The following is a 14,577-nucleotide window of genomic DNA, read 5'->3' as shown; positions in this document are numbered from 1 at the left end:
CGCAGCGTGCGAAGCCAAATGCGTTTGACATTTTCACGAAACGACCAAAGCGACCGATGGTTGGTTGGAACCCCATGATAGACAAAATAGCCTTTCATCACCTGCTTCAGCCACTTCCCCTGCGCAGGGATTGAGTGATGCATACGCCGCTGCAACTCGTTCCTGACCTCTTTCAGCTTTGCGCGTCTGCGGTCGATGCGACTTTTGCGCCGGATTTGAAACCGGCCCTACCGATCTTTCCCGCAGATATGTGTAAAGCCGAGGAAGTTGAACGTTTCCGGTTTGCCCAGTCCCTTCTTCTCACGGGTGAGGGCCGCAAAGCGGCCAAACCTGATCAGTCGGGTTTTGTCCGGATTGAGTTGCAACGAAAACTCCAGCAACCGCTCTCGCATCATGTTCCGGAAACGACGCGCGTCAGCCTCATATTGAAAGCCAACGACAATATCGTCCGCGTAGCGCACGATGATCATGTCGCCTGTAGCCTCGCGCCGTCGCCAGCGTTCAGCCCACAGATCAAAGACATAGTATAAGTAGAGGTTGGCGAGGAGCGGTGAGATTACCGATCCTTGCCCAGTCCCTTGTTCACTCGTCTGTACAACACCGTTTTCCAGAACGCCCACGCTGAGCCATTTGCGGATCAGACGGATAATGCGTTTATCGCCGATGCGATGCTCCACGAAGCGGATCAACCAATCCTGATTGACCCGGTCGAAGAAACTCGCAATGTCGGCGTCCAGAATATAGCTCACCTTTCGCGTATCAATTCCAACAAAAACGGCGTCCAGCGCATCGTGCTGGCCGCGCTCCGGTCGAAACCCGTAACTGAACCCGAGAAATTCCTCCTCGTAGATTTGGTTCAGAACCATTGCCGTCGCCCTCTGGACTATCTTGTCCTCAAGCGCGGCGATCGCAATCGGTCGCTGCTTTCCATCCGGCTTCGGTATATGCATCCGCCGCGATGGCTGCGCCCGGTACGCTCCTCGTTGGACCCGATCGTGCAACTCCACAATACGTTGATCGAGGTCTGCCTCGTAGGTCCTCCACGTTTGTCCATCAACACCAGGGGCTGCGTTACGCCTGAGTGCGTAGAACGCCGTCCTCATCATCTCTGGATTAATGTGGTGGAAGAGCGCGGTGAACTTCTCATTCCTCCTTTGCCTTGCGGCTTGCCGTATGCGGTCCAGCTCATGGGACACACTTTCCCGGTCCTGTGCCCGGCGCGTGTTGTGCTGATCCGCATTCCTCTCGGTTCCCACCCTTCGCTCCCCCTGCTCCGCCACCGGCAGGCCGGTTTTGTTCGCAAGCTTCATCGCTACTATGGCGAAATCAGACTCCTCATGATCGTGCATCATTGGCTACGGTTCCTCACCTTTCCAATGCGGACCAGTATGGCTTAGCCATGCTGGCCAATCATGAGGCCTCCCGGTTCCCGTGCAAGAAGCGTCTATGCATGCCAGGGTCTTCGACCGCGCCGGGTCGAACGGCCACTTGCGATAGCGTGACCGTTCATATTGCCTTCCGCATAGTTGGAGAGCGTCGGCACCCGAAATGTCCAATCTTTCGCGGCTCAATGGCTGGCCTGCATACTCCCCTGTCAACACTTCACTTACAGCCTCACGAGTGCCCGCGCATGACTCGGGGCCAATGTGGATCGCTAATCCTTCATCGTAATGGACTTTCACCATCTACTCCTTACCGGTTTGTACCGGCGTTCCCAACCAATATGCTCCGTTTACCCCCTCGCTTACGTACGTGGGGCAAATCCGGTGGGATGTTTCTGATTTAGAGTTGGAGTCAAGGAAAGCGATCGTTAATCTTCACGTAACAATACCGTTGCGTATTAACTTCCGTGATGGGCAATAAAAAATTTATTTATCAAGAGCATCTTGTATACGGTTCCAAAAATGTATTCGATTTGCGACTTGCTTGGCAATCGGATGAAACGGAACGGGCTGCATGTTTGTAATAGGTAGCGGCATCTGATCATCCTGATCATGCTCGACTGCCCAACGGCCTATCGCCTGTCCCAAAGACATTGAGAGTGCCACGCCGCGGCCCGAATAGACACCACCAAAAACCAAGCCTGGTGCTAGTCTATACAATCGGGGACTGCGATCAGGGACCACTGCAAAAGTACCATGCCAATATTCGGTAATTTTCGGCGTATGGTCGAACGCCGAAAATGCCTTTTTCAAGAGTTGTCCAACCTTATGACGACCGCGTTCAGCTTCATTATGCCAAAAAGTGTGCGTGCCGCCGCTAACAAGACGGTTGTCGCAATCGTAATGAAAATAACGCAGGTCGTTACGCATGTCTGATACCGCCGGATTACCAACAAGTATTTGCGAACGAAGCTCGTCTGAAAGAGGTTCTGTTGCCGCTTGAAAAACTTTGAACGGGATGAGCGTCTGTTGCAGTCCCGGCCATAGTTTATCAGTCAGGGCATTGGTCGCCAAAACTACCTTTGACGCATAAACCGAACCATTAACTGTCGTGACCTTCCATCCGCTGCCGCTTTTCTCAAGGGACAAGGCTTTTGAATTCTCGAATATTCTAACGCCATCATCTTCAAGACCCTTTGCCAACCCTATCGTCATAGCAAACGGATTGATGTGACCAGAGTTGTTGACAATCCATCCCCCTAGGTACGGACTTCCGATCCTTGCCGAGACTTCCTCGCGGTTTAACCATTGAACGTCTGCGCCGAGCGATTTCCATTCGCTATAGAACTGCCGGGCGCGCGCTAGACTAGCTGTATTGTGCGCTGGCTGAATCCATCCGTTCTGGACCTGATGTGCATCAATACCAAATCGTTGCATCAGTCCAAAAGCAATAGCTCCAGACTCTGCAACCATTTCATTAAATCGGCTACCTACCTTCTTGCCATAACCAGCCTCAAACTCACTTGGTGAAGCCTTGGAATGATGCGATATAACCAGCCCGTTATTTCGACCTGAAGCCGAAGAACCAATCTCATTACCTTCCAGCAAAATGACGCTCGCACCACAATCGCGGGCACCCAATGCTGCTGCCATGCCAGTAAAACCACCACCCACTACCAGGAGGTCTGTGCGATGTTCTCCGATCAGTTTTGATGCTGTAATCCGGTTTGACGCCGTCTTCCGCCAAAGATGTGGTGTTTTCCAATCGACTTCAAACATGAATGTTTTCTTCCGACGCTCCACCGAGATAATGATCACTTAAATCGGAGTGTTCTATCATTTCTTGTGCCGGACCATGCAATCGAACACGACCCGTATTGAGTAGATAAGCGTAATCACCACATTCAAGAGCCAACTGGACGTTTTGCTCAACAAGCAAAATGGAAATACCCGCCTGTGAAAGATCAAGAATGATCCGAAAAATCTGATGAATGATTTTTGGAGCAAGCCCCAACGACGGCTCGTCCAGCATTAATAGTTTGGGTTCAGACATCAGCGCACGCCCAATGGCCAGCATCTGCTGCTGCCCACCCGACATCCGGCTTGCCATACCATTGCGTCGTTCTTTAAGAACCGGAAACAGCTCAAATACTTCTTCACGAAGCGTTTCAAAGCTTTTTCCCACTCGCCCAACATGTGCGGCAATGAGGTTTTCTTCAACTGTGAGGCGCTGGAAGATTTGGCGGCCCTCAGGGCAATGGGTCAGGCCCATGCGGACGACTTGCTCAGGCTTGGCGCCTGTGATGTCCTTGCCATCGAAATGGATCGAGCCAGCCCTAGTCTGTGCGACACCAGAGATCGAATTGAGTAATGTAGTCTTGCCCGCGCCATTTGGCCCGAGGATAACAACGATCTCGTGAGAATCAACCTCCAAGTTCACGCCTTCAAGAACGCCGACGCGGCCGTAACCCGAGCTTAGTCCGGCGATCTTCAGCAGCGGTGCGGATTTCGTCGATGTCATTGTCTGTCCCCAGATAGGCGAGTTGAACGTCGGGATTTGCCTGAACCTGCTCAGGCGTTCCTTCGAAAAGCAGTTTGCCGTGATGCATCACCACAATATTATCGCAAACCGTCATAACCAGATCCATGTCGTGCTCAACGACGATCATAATCCGATCAGAAGAACGAAGCGCGGCCAATTGCTGGGTCAGCTCCGCAGTTTCGTGATGATTCAAGCCGGCCGCGGGTTCGTCGAGCAGCAGCACCCGCGGGTTCCGAACTAAGGCCCGCGCTATTTCCAACATCCGCTGTCGTCCATAAGACAAGCTGCCAGCTTCCAGATCAGCATAACCCTGGAGGTTGAACAAGCCGAGTGTTTCCATACATATCGCACGGCGCCTGGCCAGTTCCACGCGGCTGAATGGTGGCCAAAGAACCTCTTTCCAGGTGTTCTTTACGTCCTCGGGATAAAAACAGACCTCCAGATTTTCCAGTACCGTCATCTGATCGAATAGCCGGATATTCTGATAGGTTCGCGCGACGCCAGCATTGGCAATCTGATATTTCTTTAGGTTCTCAAGATGTTGCCCATCAAGAACAATTGAACCTGAAGAAACCTCGTACGAACCGGCAGTCATATTGATCAAAGTCGACTTGCCAGCACCATTCGGGCCGATAATTCCGTGGATCAAACCCGGTGCGAACTGCGTTGTAACATTATCTGTTGCTACAACTTCTCCGTACTGCTTGCGTAGATTTTTGAAGGCAAGAGTCATTTTCCGAGTAGCCTCTTGAATAGCTTATCCGGGCCAAAGCTGCGCGGCACGATACCCGCTGGCCGAATTATGATAAGTGTGACCATCAACAATCCGAGGAACAAAATTCTCCATTCTGCAAATTCACGTAGAATTTCGGGCAAAATGATCAAAATAGTTGCGCCAGCGACAATTCCGAGAATGTTTCCAATCCCACCGATCACAATCATCAGAACGATGAGTACGGATTCCTGCAGAGTAAAACTTTCTGGGCTGACGAACCTTTGCGACGCCGCAAAAATGACACCTGCAATCGAGCCAATCGATGCAGAGGTCGCAAAGGCTGCAAGCTTGGCATTTGTTGTGTTGATACCAATGCCACGTGCAGCGTCTTGATCTTCACGTACTGCTGACCATGCTTTGCCGAGAATGGATTGTTCCAAACGCCAGACAACGATGGCGACGATGATAACGGTAACCAGAAGCAGCCAATAAATTTGACCAGGCTTGCTGACGTCGAGTCCAAAAATCGACAGTTTATCGAGGCGTGCAATGCCCTGCGGCCCACCGGTTAGCCAATCAACATTATTGACAACGATACGAATGATCTCACCAAAGCCCAGAGTGACAATCGCAAGATAATCCCCTCGAAGCTTCAGAACAGGTATGCCGAGGAGTATCCCCATCATAGCACCCAGAAAAACCGCGATAAATAAGATCGCGAAAAAGGGTAAATGAAGATCGAACTGGGGACTCGCTAGCAGTGCATAAGTATAAGCGCCAACAGCATAGAACGCGACAAAACCCAGATCAAGCAAACCAGCATAGCCGATCACGATATTGAGACCAATTCCAAGCAGGATATAGATCAGCAAGCCATTAACGACACGGATATGATAGTTCGGTAAAAATGGGGTTATAATCACAAGGGCAACAACAACAGCGAGCACAAAGAATGCCGCCAAACGCCCTTTTGGTTTTTCTTTTGTTAATGAAGCAGCATTGATCGACATCAGAATTCCCTCTTATAGACCATGCTTTCTTCGGACACTGTCTCACCAAGAATACCTGCTGGTTTGACGAGCAGAACAAGGATTAGGATCGCGAACGACAAGACATCACGGTACTCGGTACCCAATGTTCCACCTGTAATAATAGGCAGCAGCGCGACCCCACCTACTTCGATGAATGCGAGAATATAGGCCCCGATTACCGCACCAGGTATGGAACCAATTCCTCCTAAGATGGCTGCAGTAAATGCCTTAAGACCAATTACCGCTCCCATAGTTGGTGACATGATGCCGTAATAGCTAGCGTACAGAATTCCGCCTGCGGCTCCTAGAAGCGGTCCAAAGAAGAATACCATCGAGATTGCAAGATTGACGTTTATACCCAAAAGGCGTGCAGTCCCGCGATTTTCAGCAACCGCACGCACAATAACGCCTATCCGGCTCCGATTAACGATCAGATGCAATCCATACATGAGTATGAAAGATGAGATCAGAATACCGATCTGCATCGCAGTGATTGTTGCACCAAAAATCTCAAAGCGTACGGATGGGAAAAAGCTTGGAAAGCCTATGGGCTGAGGGCCTGCAAGAATTTGAATTGCTGTCACAAGCGTCAGTGAAACACCAAGTGAGGAAAGCATAGGTGCTAAGCGAGATGAGTTTCGCAGCGGTTTATACGCTACTTTTTCGATGCCCACGCCAATAAGGCCGACAGTTATAATGGCCAAAAAGAAGACGATCGTTAAAGCAATCGTACCAGCGCCTCCAATTTGCCCCACTATAAGCACGAGACCGAAGAATGCAGCGTAGGCTCCCAACATAAACATTTCTGCGTGGGAGAAATTGATCATTCGCAATACGCCGTAGACCATCGTGTAACCGAGTGCGATTAGGGCATAAAGTGAACCGATAGTCAGAGCGTTGACTGTTTGTTGGATAAACGTTCCAAGCATGGGGGATCCTGCTCGAGGGGTCAGCATTTTTTGCTGAACAAGGAGAGGAGTGCGCCTACAATAAAGTTAAGGCTGGCGCACGACGCGTCTCACTTGCCGGGGCTAGTCCCGGCAAGTGAGGTTGTACCTTAGTTTGATCCTTTGAGTGTAAAGTCCTTACCCTCAACTTGATAGATATAAGATGGTGCAACTTTGAGTTCGCCAATATCGTCGAATTCAAGATCACCCACAACCGTTTTCACTTTGACCCCATGAAGAGCAGCGTTCATCTCTTCGCGGCTGAAGCCCTTCGTCGTCTTGATAACTTCTTCCAGAATCTGCCCCTGAACATAACCATATATCGAGTAAGGGCCAGCTTCTTCACCAAACTTGGCTTTATACGCCTTAGCGAATTCAGCGATCTCAGGCGAAGCATCCATAGGTGGGACCTGGATAGCCATAACCACACCCTGCACATTGGCTTCACCGGCCTGATTGATAAAGTCCGGCGTGTAACCGCCATCTGGAACGATCAGCTGTGACTTGACGCCCTGTTCGTGCATCTGCTTTGCAAAAAGAGATAGCTGCGGCATCACTGCGCCGATGAAGATAACATCGGGATTACTCGCTTTGATTTTTGCAAGAACCGCTGTGAAATCAACGTCTGCTGGGGCGACACTCAACGTATCGACAATCTCGCCGCCACCCTTTTTGAAATTCTCGGAAAAGATTTCCGCGACGCCCTGTCCAAAAACCTGCTTGTCGCTTACGACCAAGGCCGTTTTTGCACTTAGCTTGTTGAGGGCATATTCGGCAGGAAGACGTGCATTTGTGAGATCATTGCCGACAGGACGAACCATAAACTTATAGTCCATGTGGGTCAAAGCTGGGTTCGACGCGAATGTCATATTTGGCAACTCGCAATCCTCATAGATCGGCAGAGTCGACTGAGCGACACCCGAATTGAAGTTCACCAATGCAATGCTGACATCATCATTGTCGCAAAACTTTTGCGCCACGAGGGTTGCTTCCCGAGGGTCAGCCTTATCATCCTGCTGATCGATATTTATCTTGGTTCCATTGACGCCACCTGCGGCGTTAAGCTTCTCAACATAAAGCTTGAAGCCGTTATGCCAGGTTGCTCCAAAATAAGCTTGCGGGCCGGACAAGGGCGCGGCGATGCCGATGGTGACTTCCTCAGCTATAGCGGGAGCACTGATTAAAGCAGCGCCAAGGCAAAGTGCAAAAACGGTCTTCATTTTTATTCCCCTAGATGTTTTTTGAAAGTCTTGAAGCCATAAGGAAGCAGAGAATTTATAAAACGTCAAGAAAGTGTCTACACTATTGCGTTCATTTTTTCATACATGCCAATCTGCTTGTTAGGCGCGCGCATTTAATCGGACATACGACCACTGGCCGTACCGTTGATGAAGTTCATTTTACGCCATTGGCTAGGACATATGTTCATCCAGCCCTGAAAAGGCAACCGCGCTAGTGCGCTGGATTTGACACCTAAATTCACTCCGCAAGCTGCTTCAAAGTGATCCAAATTTCGAATTCACCATACTAGCTGTTCTGCTTTAAAATTGTCTCAGCTGAAATGAAGCCCCAAGTTAAATTGGGCCCCAATGTCGTTCCAGCGCCAACCGCGCGTGTACCGATAGGGTTCGCCATCGCCAGCCCAGCAGCATACAGACCGGGTATAATCGATCCATCTTGGCGAACAACTTGTCCGAACTCATTGGTTCTTGGTCCACCCTTCGTTCCAATAATAGAACGGTTCATGGACACACCAATATAAGGCGCCTTATCGATTGGCTTCAGACGAATTGAACCATCCTCGCCGCAGCCATCTTTTTTATGCTCCCAGTAATTCTCACCACGGTGAAAATCTTCATCGCGCCCTTTTGCACACAATGCATTCCATCGTTCGACAGTTTGACGAAGCTCAGCTGCTGGCAGTTCCAGCTTTTTTGCCAGTTCTTCAATGGTGTCAGCTTTCTTTATCCAGTCTGGTTCATAAGATGCATACCAGCGGAAAGGAAATGAAGTGCGCAAGAAGCGATGATCGCCAATCATATAGCAAGGGAGATGAACGGGAGAACCATCGGCATTGCGTAAATTAATGGCTTCGCCACTGTTGAAATGCGCTTCGCTCACAAAGCGCTTTCCATAACGATTCACAACGATTGAATGGGGCTCATATAAGAAATTGATAGGTAATCCGTACCGCTTGCCTTCATACCGAGTGGGCAGACAGGCGTAAACATTAGCCTCTTCCATATGATCCATATGGGCACCAACGGCAGCAGCCATTTTCTGGCCATCGCCTTCATTACCAGATGGTGTCCCGATGCGATCAAATGGACCGGGGAAGTATTTTTCCCGCATGTCCTTGTCCCACTCAAAGCCACCCGATGCTATTATAACACCCCGCTTCGCCGCGATTGTTTCGCGTTTTCCGTCGCTTTCGACTTCAACGCCGATAATGCGTCCCGTTTCATCCTGAACGAGACCAACCGCACGCGTTTGAAGCCTCAATTCCACACCGTTGTCCAAACACGCTTTGAGCAGACCTGTCATCAATGCAGTACCTTGCGCACCCGCATTGTTAAGCCAGCGCCAGAGCAATTTCGGCCACATCTTCAAACCTGCACGAAAAGGTGTGTGGTAGAGATCGAGATTTACATTTTCCTGATATGTGAAAGTGTGAGGCAAGGTCGAGCGGCGAATATGCTTGGAATATTTCCCAAGCAGGCGGCGACTTAATGGCCGCGGCGACATCATCCGCCCATACTTCTTGCCGCCGGGGGCTTCGACATAAGGATCGGGCTCATCAATAAGCCGAAAATCAATAAGGGTATTATCCGTCAGGAACTTCAACATTGCCGGTGCGTTTGCGACAAAGGCTGCATGACGTGCATTTTCCTTGTCACCCCATTCTACAGGCTGAACCGCACGCAGATAGGCCAATGCTTCTTCCTGGCTATCGTCAACGCCTTGAGCAGCAGCAATATGATTGGCTGGTATCCATACACCGGAACCGGACATTGCTGAAGTTCCACCAAGTTTGGCAGTCTTCTCAATTGCCAAAACCTTCAATCCACCTTTTGCGGCGCGCAAAGCGGCAGAGCAGGCTGCGGAGCCCGTTCCAATGACGACGACATCGAAATTCTTCATTGCAATTCCCCTGCATTGTTATTGGCATTTATAAACCAATAAAAAATTATCTGTCTACTATTGTGTCTACACTTTTTGCAGATTACGATCCCTTGCCATAATAACTCATATAAACAATCGGGAACTGAGTGATGGAAGACACGATACAGACCGCATCTGCACCCAGCGGAGTCTACGTTTCTGGTCCAGAGGAGCGCGAAAGCTATTGGCAACCAGTTCCAGCAAATGGCTATGTCAGCATAGCCTTAGCCCCTCATCTTGTTGGCATGGAAAATCCCTTCGGTATGGGTACGCAATCGCTTGCGCCGGGTGGATACGTACGTGAACACACCCACGAAGAACATGAAGAAGCAGTCTTCGTAATCGAAGGTCACGGACGAACAGTAATTGCGGGGCAGGAATACAAGCTGGGGCCAGATAGTACCGTCTTTATTCCAAAATCAACGCGCCATATGTTCATCAATGATGGCGAAACGCCTATGCGCTGGGTATGGCTAATCGTTCCCAATGGACTAGAGAACTTCTTCCGACTGATCGGCAAACCACGCAAGCCGGGGGACCGTGTACCTTCCAATTTCCCTCGACCTGAAAATGTTCTTGAGATTGAACGTCAAACGGTCTTTGGCGCAGATCTCTCCGACAAATTCGATCCTGTAAACCAGAGCAAGCGTTAAAACAATGTCACGGCAGCTTTCATCGGATCAATTCCAATCAGACGCTACACAACCACGTGTTATAGGGCTGATCGGATTCGGAGCTATTGCGCGAGAGCTTCTGACGCGATTCACAAATGAGAATGTTAGGTGGATCGTTTACACACGATCAGCCGCTGTCGTTGATGACGCCGAATGTAACATCACCTTCGTACAAAACCTTGATGAACTTATTCAGTCGCGTCCGTGCATTGTCGTTGAAGCAGCAGCCCAAAGCGCACTGCGCGATCAGGTTCCCGCAATTCTCGAAGCTGGCATCTCTGTTATTGCGGCTTCTGTGGGCGCCTTTGCCGATGAAACACTTGTTTCTACTCTTGATAGAGCCTGTCGAGAAACAAACGCATCTTTAATCTTTCCATCGGGCGCGGTTGGGGGATTGGATTACCTCTCCGCAATTGCTCCGCTTGAGGATGTGCGAATCCGCTACACATCTAGGAAGCCACCTGCCGCGTGGAAGGCGGAACTCGAGGAAAGAAATCTCGTCTGCGATGGGGGTGCTTTGATATTGTTCGAAGGCTCATCGCAAGAAGCTGCACGTCTTTATCCGAAAAACCTCAACGCTGCGCTCACCATTTCGCTAGCAATAAGACCACACAATTTGGAAGTTCGCGTATTGGTCGACCCTGATGCGAAAGCCAACACACATGAAATCGAAGTCGAAAGTGCAGCAGGCACCGCATTCATTCGTTTGGAAAACGTACCCTCGGAATTGAACCCAAAGACTTCAATGATAACAGCGCTCAGTCTCGCATCATCGCTTCGGAAATTCCTGGAAACGAAAGGAAGCGATTGATGCCTTATCATATAGCTCAAGATGGATGTCGGATTCATTATCAGCTTTACGGCCACACCGGCCCCTCCCTTGTGCTGATTCCGGGCTTAGGTGGCGACGGGCGGTTTTGGAACGGGGTCATCGAACAACTCAAAAACAAGTTTCGACTAATCGTGCCCGACCATAGAGGGGCAGGACAAAGTGACAGGCCTACTGGACCTTATTCCATCCCTCTGATCGCGCATGACATAGTAGGCCTTATAAGGGAACTCGATCGTCCAGTGCACGTTATTGGTCACTCGACAGGTGGTGCAATTACCCAAGTTATTGCACTCGATCATTCCGATGTCGGCTTGAGTTATACAATTAGCAGTTCTTGGGCTCGTGCCGATCAGCGCTTTAGGATGCTTTTCAAAGCCCGGGCAGAAATGATTGATGCCGGGCTGGCGGAAACATATCAGCGAATGACCTACGTCTTCGGTCACACCGCTGAATGGATTACAAAAAATCCTGAAATATGGGGCATTGGTATTGCTGATGCCGCGAACAGTCTTTCACCATTTTCAGTGACTGCAGCAAGAATCCGCATGCTATTGGAACATGATCGTCTAGCGGATTTGCCGAAAATACAGCGGCCTGTCCATGTCATTTCAGCGAATGACGACATTCTAACTCCAACGGTTCTTTCGGAAGAAATAACCGCCGAAATACCGGATTCTACGCTGACCCAGGTGTCAGGCGCGCATTTTCATCCGCTTGCCAGTCCAGACCAGTTTGCGGCTGTCATCCAACAGTTTCTTAGCCGAATGGTTAAATAAAATGAACCAGTTTCAACCAATTCCAAACTTGACAGATGCACGCTTGAAACCGGGATCCGATCTTCTGGCGGAGGGACGCGCCATGGCGCGCGACTGGCGCGTGGGAACTTGCCGCTTTCTTTCCGAAATGAATGTTTCTTCGGAGTTGGAGTGGAAGCGTAGGGCCATCACTGAAGGTCGCGTGATGCAGCATGCACATATTGGCTTTCGCGATGTTAATCGTACAATTGAGGCCATTGCAGAAGTTCACGGCACATGTTTGAAAAGCGGTATAACTGTTGACCGCTTCGGTATTACCCTCGACTGGTCAATGGGATACCCGGAATCCATGCGTGCGAAAGCGTCGCGTGGCACCGGAATTGTTCTATCCGGGCCCGAAGACTTCGCACGAATTACCAATGCGGCACCCGCAGCAGCGCATTTTGGTGATTTCATGCTTGGCCTGCCCGGAGCCGTAGAGAACACCCGCGCTGCGCTGGCCGCGGGAGCAACAGCGGTAGGGAACCTTGGACAATACTTCACATTCCGTCTGCCATATTGGGATGACGATGTCGCTACAACCGAGTCTACAGTTAAAGCATTAGGGTTGATCGCGGCACAGGAAGCGGAAGTGCTGGTGCATTCCAATCTCGACGACGGTTTCGCAGGATTGTTCATCGATATGGCCTGCGCACTCGGTATGGTGCTAGTCGAAAAATACATTATCGAAGATTTGATTGGCGCAAAAATCGCGCATTGCTACGGTCACCATTTCAGTGATCCTTTATCTAGAACGGCATTTCATGCCGCTTTAATCCGAGTGAGCGAGACACCCGGTACAATGATTTTCGGCAATACCGTCGCTTATCAATCTACACCGGCCGGAAATTACGCGAGCCTTTCTAGTTATCTTTTGGCAGACATACTCGCACTTGGTCGTTGGCCGAGTGGTCACGCAGTCAACCCTGTCCCGGTTACCGAAAACCAACGAATACCAGATGTCGATGAGATCATCGATGCCCAAACCTTCGCCCATCGCCTTAGTTTGCACGCACCTTATTATAATCCCGTCTACGATTGGTCTAAACCGGAAGCGATGGCTGATACCCTCGTTGAGGGCGGCAAAGCATTCGCCAGCTCAGTCCTGAAAGGATTGGAGGAGCGCGGTGTGGACATCAAAGACCCCGCAGCACTTTTGCTGGCAATCCGCCGCATTGGTCCAAAACGTATGGAAGCACTTTTTGGGCCAGGCATAGAAACACAGCGTGGGCGTAAGCCGCTTATCCATGCTGAGTGGGCACGGGAACTCAATGAAAAAGCCGAGCATTGGGTGGCTGCGCAAAGCCCTTTTGCCAATGCAAATTCATTAATCCTTTGTATCGGCACTACAGATGTCCACGAACACGGCAAATACCTTGTCGAGCAAGCGCTTGAAGGGATGAACATCAACATCGTCGATGCCGGGGTCGCCGTTGATCCGGAAGTTCTGGTGACCACAGCGATTGTAAATGGCGCAAATGTTATTGCAATTAGCACCTATAATGGTGTGGCGTTAACCTACGCGAAGGCAGTTAAAGCCGTACTAAAAGAGCGTAATCTTGATCTTCCCGTAATAATGGGCGGACGCTTGAATGAAGTACCAAAAGATTCAAATTCGGGGCTTCCTGTCGAAGTATCGCAGGAGATTTCAGAACTCGGGTATTATCCCTGCGTTAATTTAGACGACATGCTGGCCTCCCTGAGACGGATGGCCAACCCTGTTTCGCCAGCTTAACTATTACCAAGCTGTCATTCCACCATCGACTGTGAGTACAGACCCGGTCGCATAGGATGAATCGTCAGAAGCGAGCCACAAAATGGCGTGAGCTATTTCTCGTGGCTTAGCCGTACGGTTCATTGGCGCCCGCGCGTTGAGGGCAGCGATGAACTCTTCCGGAGCCTCGTGCTTCGCGAGAATTTCGTCAAAGTAGCTAGACCAGGTCGTACCCGGCGCGACTGTGTTGACACGGATATTTTCAGCGACATGATCCAGCGCCATTGCGCGCGTAAGAGCAACCACCCCACCCTTTGACGCGACATAGGCTGCACGATCCGCAATGCCAACATGCGCAATGTTCGAAGCAGTATTTACGATGGAGCCACCACCACTATCAGCTATCAAAGGGATTATGTGTTTGGAGCAAAGGAATATGCCCTTAAGATTTACAGCCATGAGGGCATCCCAATCTCCCACTTGGGTCTGCGTGACAGAACCGCGAATGCCATAGCCAGCATTGTTGACGAGAATATCAACCCGACCAAACGTGTCACTGGCATACCTAGCCATAGCGATAACCTGCGTTTCATCGGATACATCAGAACTAAAACTCTCTGCACCGATATGTTGAGCTACCATGTGGGCCTGATCCGCATCACGGTCAACCACCAGAACTTTTGCACCTTCTTCTGCAAACAGTTCGGCAGCGGCAGCTCCAATTCCAGATCCGCCACCCGTAATGATAGCAACCTTGTTTTTCAGCCGCATAAACTTCCCCTTT

13 protein-coding genes are annotated in these 14,577 nt (G+C 50.3%); 4 read left to right on the top strand and 9 right to left on the bottom strand.

Features of this window, described 5'->3' with window-relative positions:
• Positions 1-227: 227 nt before the first annotated feature.
• The 8 genes from ltrA to J2782_RS19615 form a co-directional block, all read right to left on the bottom strand.
• Entirely contained in the window at positions 228-1,352 is a 1,125-nt protein-coding gene (gene ltrA / locus J2782_RS19650; RefSeq protein WP_404989680.1) for a group II intron reverse transcriptase/maturase, read from the bottom strand.
• A 516-nt stretch (positions 1,353-1,868) separates the two neighbouring features.
• Positions 1,869-3,161, bottom strand: coding sequence for an NAD(P)/FAD-dependent oxidoreductase (locus tag J2782_RS19645; RefSeq protein ID WP_310015598.1), 1,293 nt, complete (start codon positions 3,159-3,161; stop codon positions 1,869-1,871).
• Positions 3,154-3,903 carry an ABC transporter ATP-binding protein gene (locus J2782_RS19640; protein WP_310015597.1) on the bottom strand — a complete coding sequence of 250 codons (750 nt, stop codon included), beginning with the start codon at positions 3,901-3,903 and terminating at the stop codon, positions 3,154-3,156. Before J2782_RS19640 ends, J2782_RS19645 begins: the two co-directional genes overlap by 8 nt.
• On the bottom strand, positions 3,827-4,657 hold the full coding sequence (locus tag J2782_RS19635; protein ID WP_310015596.1) for an ABC transporter ATP-binding protein: 831 nt from the start codon (positions 4,655-4,657) through the stop codon (positions 3,827-3,829). Before J2782_RS19635 ends, J2782_RS19640 begins: the two co-directional genes overlap by 77 nt.
• Complete coding sequence (locus J2782_RS19630) at positions 4,654-5,649, bottom strand: branched-chain amino acid ABC transporter permease (RefSeq protein ID WP_310015595.1); 996 nt, start codon at positions 5,647-5,649, stop codon at positions 4,654-4,656. Before J2782_RS19630 ends, J2782_RS19635 begins: the two co-directional genes overlap by 4 nt.
• Entirely contained in the window at positions 5,649-6,599 is a 951-nt protein-coding gene (locus J2782_RS19625; RefSeq protein WP_310015594.1) for a branched-chain amino acid ABC transporter permease, read from the bottom strand. Before J2782_RS19625 ends, J2782_RS19630 begins: the two co-directional genes overlap by 1 nt.
• Before the next feature lie 128 nt (positions 6,600-6,727).
• Positions 6,728-7,837: a branched-chain amino acid ABC transporter substrate-binding protein gene (locus tag J2782_RS19620; protein ID WP_310015593.1), complete on the bottom strand. Its 1,110-nt coding sequence runs from the start codon at positions 7,835-7,837 to the stop codon at positions 6,728-6,730.
• A 307-nt stretch (positions 7,838-8,144) separates the two neighbouring features.
• Positions 8,145-9,758, bottom strand: coding sequence for an FAD-binding protein (locus J2782_RS19615; RefSeq protein ID WP_310015592.1), 1,614 nt, complete (start codon positions 9,756-9,758; stop codon positions 8,145-8,147).
• A 131-nt stretch (positions 9,759-9,889) separates the two neighbouring features.
• Between J2782_RS19615 and J2782_RS19610 the strand changes: the two genes are divergently transcribed.
• The 4 genes from J2782_RS19610 to J2782_RS19595 are packed head-to-tail and all read left to right on the top strand — an operon-like array spanning position 9,890 to position 13,814.
• Positions 9,890-10,432, top strand: a complete 543-nt coding sequence (locus J2782_RS19610) for a cupin domain-containing protein (protein WP_310015591.1) — start codon at positions 9,890-9,892, stop codon at positions 10,430-10,432.
• A 4-nt stretch (positions 10,433-10,436) separates the two neighbouring features.
• Positions 10,437-11,264 (top strand): aspartate dehydrogenase, encoded by an 828-nt coding sequence (locus J2782_RS19605; RefSeq protein ID WP_310015590.1) that lies wholly within the window; start codon positions 10,437-10,439, stop codon positions 11,262-11,264.
• Positions 11,264-12,061, top strand: coding sequence for an alpha/beta fold hydrolase (locus J2782_RS19600; RefSeq protein WP_310015589.1), 798 nt, complete (start codon positions 11,264-11,266; stop codon positions 12,059-12,061). The genes J2782_RS19605 and J2782_RS19600 overlap by 1 nt, the downstream gene beginning before the upstream one ends.
• The gene (locus J2782_RS19595) at positions 12,018-13,814 is read left to right on the top strand and encodes a cobalamin-dependent protein (protein WP_310015588.1); all 1,797 of its coding nucleotides are present in this window, start codon (positions 12,018-12,020) and stop codon (positions 13,812-13,814) included. Before J2782_RS19600 ends, J2782_RS19595 begins: the two co-directional genes overlap by 44 nt.
• A 3-nt stretch (positions 13,815-13,817) precedes the next feature.
• On the opposite strand, the gene J2782_RS19590 is transcribed toward J2782_RS19595, so the two are convergent.
• Positions 13,818-14,564, bottom strand: coding sequence for an SDR family oxidoreductase (locus J2782_RS19590; RefSeq protein WP_310015587.1), 747 nt, complete (start codon positions 14,562-14,564; stop codon positions 13,818-13,820).
• Between the last annotated feature and the right edge of the window lie 13 nt (positions 14,565-14,577).

This window comes from Brucella pseudogrignonensis, assembly GCF_031454375.1.
Taxonomy (GTDB): domain Bacteria; phylum Pseudomonadota; class Alphaproteobacteria; order Rhizobiales; family Rhizobiaceae; genus Brucella; species Brucella pseudogrignonensis_A.
The sequence above is the reverse complement of the archived record's forward strand: the minus strand, read 5'-3'. Positions and strand labels throughout refer to the sequence as shown.